The organism is Niastella sp., assembly GCF_045805085.1.
Classification (GTDB): Bacteria; Bacteroidota; Bacteroidia; order Chitinophagales; family Chitinophagaceae; genus Niastella.
Window position 1 is genome coordinate 1 of record NZ_JBJMLX010000525.1, and the last position, 5,223, is coordinate 5,223.

The window sequence follows — 5,223 nt, forward strand, 5'->3', positions numbered from 1 at the left end:
CAAAACGGAATATGGTCATTGTTAAGCGTAATACATGAAGAGAACAGGGCCAGTATTCACTTACATGAACAATGTGGCTTTCGCTACATTGGTTATCGCGAACGTATTGCCCAACTCGATGGTATATGGCGAACAACCGTTATGCTTGAAAAGCGAAGTAAATTGGTAGGACAATAACAAAACTTTGCCGCTGAGATTAAAATCTCATTAAAGGGAAAAAGTTAATATTAATCTTCATTACATCCCGACACTCATTGTCACTTTAAAGTCGTTATAGCATTTAACCGTTCTATAACAAACCTTTCATTCAATTCAGCGTCATATATATGACTATGCATTAGAGGTAATTAGCCCGATTTGTTAGCAGCTGGTTAATTGGAGTTCCCGGGCAAACTCAGCACGATTGTTTCACGTATAGTTTCCTGTTAAACGAATATTGCCATTGCTTTTATAGCGTCAAGATATTTCAGACGGTTTATTTTTCATGGATTGGACAAAACACAAAGGGGCTTTTTCGCGAGCCCTTTTCTTTTTTATAAAAGTGAAGGATGTTTATTTCAGTAATTGATAGGCAATGAGGCTCATGATGTATGCCAGACCGGTCATATATACCAGTTGAATAAGCGGCCACTTCCAGCTACGGGTTTCGCGTTTAACAATGGCCAGCGTGCTCATACACTGCATAGCGAAGGCATAAAATATCATCAGGGAAATACCGGTGGCCAGTGTGTATACCTTAGTCCCATCGGGCCGTACTGCTGCATTCATTTTTTGCATCAGCGTACTTTCATCCGCATCAGAGCCGCCTTCCACACTATATAAAGTAGCCATGGTTCCAACAAAAACTTCGCGGGCGGCAAAAGAAGTGATCAAAGCAATACCAATCTTCCAGTCGTACCCCAGTGGCTTAATAACGGATTCAATGCTATGACCCAGCATACCAGCATAGGAGTTCTGCAATAATTCGGTATTCTTTAAACGGGTAAGCGCTGCTTCCTGTTCAGGATGTAGTTTTACTTGCTGCTCGTAACGCGCCTTTACCCCGTTCATTCTTTCCCGGGGGCCATAGGTGCTCAATGCCCACAGTATAAGGCTGATGACCATAATAACCCTGCCGGCGTCAAACACAAAGATCTTCGCCTTGTTGATCATGGTTACAATTACATTCTTCCAGCGTGGGGCACGGTAAACCGGCAACTCCAATATGAAAAAGCTTTTTTCTTTTATATCAATAAAAAAGCGGGCAATGTACGATACCAGCATCGACATAATTGGTCCCAGCAAGTACAGGCCCATCATCACCAGTCCCTGCAATCCTAAAAAGCCGAGGAACATTTTTTTCGGAATAACCAACCCTATCAGAATGGTATATACCGGCAGGCGGGCGCTGCAACTCATTAATGGGGTAACCAGTATGGTGAGTAATCTTTCTTTTTTGTTTTCAATATTGCGGGCGCTCATGATGGCGGGCACGGCGCAGGCAAACCCACTGATCATGGGCATTACACTTTTACCGTTCAACCCCACCTTACGCATCAGCTTATCGGTTAAAAAACTAATGCGGGCCATATAACCGGTATCTTCTAAAATAGTCACCAGGCCAAAAAGGATCATGATCTGTGGTACAAAAACCAGTATACCACCCAACCCGGCCATAATACCGTTAATGAACAGATCGGTTAACCAGCCACCAGGTAATACATTGCTAAACCAGTTGCTGAGGTGCGAAAAGCTCCAGTCGATAAAATTCATCGGGTACTCGGCCAGCCAGAACACGCTTTGAAACAGCAGGAACAATACAGAAAGCAGAATGAGGTATCCCCAACGCCGGTGCAGGAAAATATTATCCAGCTTTTCGGTGAACAGGGTTTTTTGCAGCGGCGAGGGTTCCGTTACTGATTGTTTCAGAATGGCGCCAATACGCTGATACCGCTGTAGAATTTCTTCTGCCTGCGTTTTTGTATGGTTGAAATTATTCGCCCCTTCAATCGCTTCTATTTTATCATGCAGGTTTTTGTTCAGGGCAAAAGATTCATGATTGATGAGGTAATGAATGGCTTTGTAATCACTTAATTCGGGGAACAGCTCCTTTACGCTGCCAATGGCCGCCGGGGCCAGGGCTTCGTTATTGATAAAATCGCGTACGGGCGCTTTGTATAATTCCAGGGCGGTTTGTTCGATGGCCTTCTTTAAAGGTTGAATGCCCTTGTTTTTTCGGGGGTTAATGGGAATTACCGGTACACCCAGTTCTCTTTCCAGTTCCGGCACATCAATCTGAATGCCCTTGGTGCGGGCAATATCCATCATGGTGAGGCCCACCACTACCGGAATTTTCAGGTCAATGATCTGGGAGGCGAATAGCAAATTGCGTTTCAGGTTGCTGGCATCTGCAATCAACACCACCATTTCCGGTTCCTCCACATCTTTATCCTGCCGCATTAATACGCGGTAAGCCACCCATTCATCTTCCCGCCGGGGGTACAGGCTGTACGTTCCGGGCAGGTCAATAATAGAGGCGCTCAACCCGTCAGACAATTGACAAGTACCTACTTTTTTGTCTACCGTTACCCCAGGGAAGTTACCCACTTGCTGGTTCAGGCCGGTTAAAACATTGAACAGGGAACTTTTACCGCTGTTTGGATTTCCTACTAATGCAATATGTATCGTCTTCGCCATTACTAAAATACCCTTTCACCTAAGCAAAAGGGTTAAAACAAGGTTGCAAAAGTACCGATTTAACCGGCCCCGGCTTTACGAGATAAGTAAAAACTTACTCCAGCACCATTATAAATCCGTCGTGCGCGCCCAGGGTAATGTTTTCTTTTTTATTGGGTAGAAGGGTAACAGCTTGCTGGTCAATAAAATTGTCGCCCTGGCTGTTTTTCAGCAGCACGGCTTTTTTGGCTTTATAGGCCGCCAGATCAAGCGATACTGATTTTTCCTGGTTGGAACCGTTGATGCCGGCGATATACCACTTGTTACCCGATTTACGGGCCAGCACCACAAATTCGCCGGGAAAACCATTGATGAAACGCACATCGTCCCAACCGGTGGGCAGTTTTTGCAGGAACTCCTTTACATAGGCAGGCATATGGGCCATCCCCGACGGTGTTTCAACAAAATGCTGTGAGCCCGACAAGAACAGCACCGACAATGCCAGCTCAAAGGCCGGGGTGGTTTGACGGTTGATCCGGGGTATTTTATATAAACACACGGGCGTAAAATCCATGGGGTCAAAGGCATTGCGGGTAAAGGGCAGCATGGCGGCATGGGTGGGTTCTTGATTGGCTGCCGACTGGTCAAATGTGATATATTCAAAACCCTTAATGGCTTCTGTGCTCATTAAGTTGGGCCAGGTGCGCTGCCAGCCACGGGGCAGGGTAGCGCCATGAAAATTCACCATTAAATGATGAGCTACAGCGTCGTTTAAAATGTCGATGTAATACTGGATCATCGACTGGCCATCGCCCCCAAAAAAGTCGATCTTGACGCCGGCCACGCCCATTTTTTCTAAGCGGCTGAATTCTTTTTCCCGGTCCTCATGCGTAAGCAATTTATTCCGGGGATGGTAAGGCGTCGTGTTCCAGCTTCCTGCCGAGTTGTACCATAACCAAATGCCTACCTTTTTTTGTTTGGCGTAATTCACCAGCAATTGTGCACTGTCATAACCAATTTTAATGTCCCAATCGGCATCAATTAAACAATATTGCCAGTTCATATTGGCGGCATAGTCAATAAAGCGCTTTTGTACGGGGTAAACCGTTGAATCATCCTTCAGCAAAGCCCAGCTCCAGGCCGATTTGCCTGCTTTGGCAAAGGAAAAATTCTGTGTGGGTGAAGCAGGCTTGGCCAGATCGGTACCCAACGATGATTGAATAATGGTGGCCAGACTGCCAATAGTGATTATGCGCCAGGGCGAGTAAAGGGGCCCGGTAGCCTGTGGCTTAAAACCCTTGCCTGGGATCACTTCCCGGGCGTCGGGAAAAGCAATATGATAGCTGGTATTAGCCGAATCATTATCCAGCCGGGTGCCGCAATAATGGCCATCCATACCGGCTTCGGTTATCAACAGCCAGTGGCCGGCCGATTGAAACAGGGCCGGATATACCCAACCCGCTTTCAGTGGCGAAGGCGTGCCAGCGGCAATGCCTTTCTCGTAAAATTCCTCATAACAGGGGTTCACCTGTTGCCACCCGGTTTTGGCCACGCTCATGGGCTGCAGCCAGGCCTTTGCGGCAGCGGGCAGGTGAAAGGAAGTATATTCTGTATCTATATTTTTAGCTTCGGAGGCCGTACCAGGAAAATAATACCGGAAAGCCACGCCATCGTTCGATACCTGCCAGATGAGATCCAGTAAACTACCACTGGCATTTTTATAATGAATAACCTGGCGGTTGGCGGTGTATACATTGTTCTGGCGTTTGCCAGTAACCAGCCGGTAATTGTCTTTAACAACAGTGGGCAGGGTAACAGCTGTTTTTACAAGCCCTTTTGAAAAATCGCCATCAGGGCGAACCAGGCCAAGTTGTGAGGACTCCAGCACCACGCTGTTTTTATATTGAACCGAATAGGAAGGTTTGCCTTCGCCATCGAGCAAACAGGTAACCTGTATTGATTTATCCGGACTGGAAATAGTAACGCCCGAAGACTGGGCAAAAGAGGAACTGTAAATAAGCAGTATGGTTATGCAAAAGGCAACCAATTTTTTCATTTGGCAAATCGTTATTGTGTACAATGGTTATTCAGCTAGTCGAAAATAAGGAAAATGCGGGAATAAATGTAGGGATGACATTACACAGATCAATTCCCAGTTCCAGGTTTCAGGTTTCAGGGTCTGAGCGGAGTCGAAGACCTTGGAAGGCATTGAGTGAAGTCGAAATGCCGATAGTGGTTACAGGTTCCGTGTTCGGGTCGCCGGTTACCGATTGCCAGGTTTTGGAAAGGCATTGGTGCACCAGGTTCAGGCTACTGAAAACGGTTATTGTTTATGGCAAATATGAATTCCCGTTTATGGAAAATAGCCGATAACGTTTCGGTTAATGTTCGGTAAAGCTTCGGTTGTCCCAGATTAGGAAAAGAAGCACGGGAAAGCGTCATTTAGCTCTGTGGCGGCGGCTGATTCGTACTATCTTCTTTGTTCTTCTCCGTATTGCGGGCTACGTTTCTCTCTGCAATGGCAAACCCGATATAAAATCCAAGGGAAAGCGTACCGAAAAAAAGAAA

2 protein-coding genes are annotated in these 5,223 nt (G+C 46.3%); both read right to left on the reverse strand.

The genetic code is table 11. The features are described from left to right. Nucleotides 1-552: 552 nt before the first annotated feature. Nucleotides 553-2,676, reverse strand: a complete 2,124-nt coding sequence (gene feoB / locus ACJ751_RS27350) for a ferrous iron transport protein B (RefSeq protein ID WP_407748718.1) — start codon at nucleotides 2,674-2,676, stop codon at nucleotides 553-555. A gap of 94 nt (nucleotides 2,677-2,770) precedes the next feature. After that, on the reverse strand, nucleotides 2,771-4,711 hold the full coding sequence (locus ACJ751_RS27355; protein WP_407748719.1) for a glycoside hydrolase family 97 catalytic domain-containing protein: 1,941 nt from the start codon (nucleotides 4,709-4,711) through the stop codon (nucleotides 2,771-2,773). Nucleotides 4,712-5,223: the final 512 nt, after the last annotated feature.